Genomic DNA, 1,195 nt, shown 5'->3' with positions numbered 1-1,195 from the left:
CGCCAGCAGGGACAAGACTGTCTCGTGGACGAACATTCCTCGGTCATTACGAAGCGTTCCGATGATTTTCCGGAGAACAACGGGTTCACGGAGTGCGTTCTCTGCGGCGTTGTTCGTCGGGGAGACCGCTGGCTCACCGACGAAGGTGAGCCAGTGGTCGAGTCCTCCTTCGATCTTCCCGAGCAGTGTTGCCACTGGTCCGTCGGGAACTGACCGCTCAATCAGCGACTCAAGCTCTCTGCGCGCTACGCGCTGTAGTTCTGCCCGCTCGCGTAGGTTCAAGTCGCTCTCCAGCCGAGCCTGGAGAGCGACGTAGAGTTGTCTAAGAGCTTGGTAGATCGGTTTGCCATCTGCCTGTTTTTGCGCAACGTCTTCAGCTTCTCGGAGAATGTGCGCCCAACACCGCTGAAGATTACTGCTGAAGGCGGGGTACGCCGTCCATCCGTCACAAATGACCGTTCCCGCGAAGTCCTCGCCGAGGACTTCTGCGGGAACATCACTCCCACGACTCTCTCTGACCGCGTACAGTGTGTGTTCAGTCGTCCGAAACGTCCAGATCCACGCTTGCTCACCGTCGCGTTTGACGCCTGTTTCGTCGATGTGAACCACGTCAGCTCTTTGGATTTCTCGACGGAGTTGCTCGTACTCGCAGCGACCGGCGCGCGCAGCGCGCTCGGTCGCGTGCCATGTAGATGCGCCAGAGAGTTCGAGTTCGTGTAGTTGCTCGAAGCGATCCGCGATCTTCCGGTAGGGAAGGCGGTAATCGTACCGAGAGAGTGCTGATTGAGCGATAACATTCACCCCGAACTGCCCCTCATCGGGGCAGTCGGGGTGTGTCGCAACCGTCTCTGTTCCGCAGGAGTCACACTGGTAGTAGTGGCGATTGTACTGGGTAACTTCTGGTGGCTGTGGATCTGGGATCTCCTCGACGAGTCGGGGGCTGACGCCCACCGACTCGTCGAAGTGGTCGCCACATTCAGGACAACAGTCACGAGTCACCTCAATTTCTTCGTCAGGATCAGCGGGAGACCGCCACTCTGGCTCGTGACCGTCTTTTCGACCGGGAGTACCGCCGTCAGTACGAGGTTCTTCGTCGTCGTCCTCGTCCGGCGAGGACGACGACTTATCATCGGTCGATTGCTCTTTGCTCGGTGGCGTATGCGGTCCTTCGTGCCACCGGAGCTTCGCCCTGAAC

At 59.0% G+C, this 1,195-nt stretch carries 1 protein-coding gene; it reads right to left on the bottom strand.

Annotated features, from left to right (window positions below; translation table 11 throughout):
• The coding region (gene tnpC / locus EXE46_RS16115) for an IS66 family transposase (RefSeq protein ID WP_137689352.1) at positions 1-1,195 on the bottom strand (1,195 nt) is incomplete at both ends.

It is taken from the genome of Halorubrum sp. GN11_10-6_MGM (assembly GCF_005435165.1).
Taxonomy (GTDB): Archaea; Halobacteriota; Halobacteria; order Halobacteriales; family Haloferacaceae; genus Halorubrum.
Note: the sequence above shows the minus strand (reverse complement) of the source record. Positions and strands in the feature narration are given on the sequence as shown.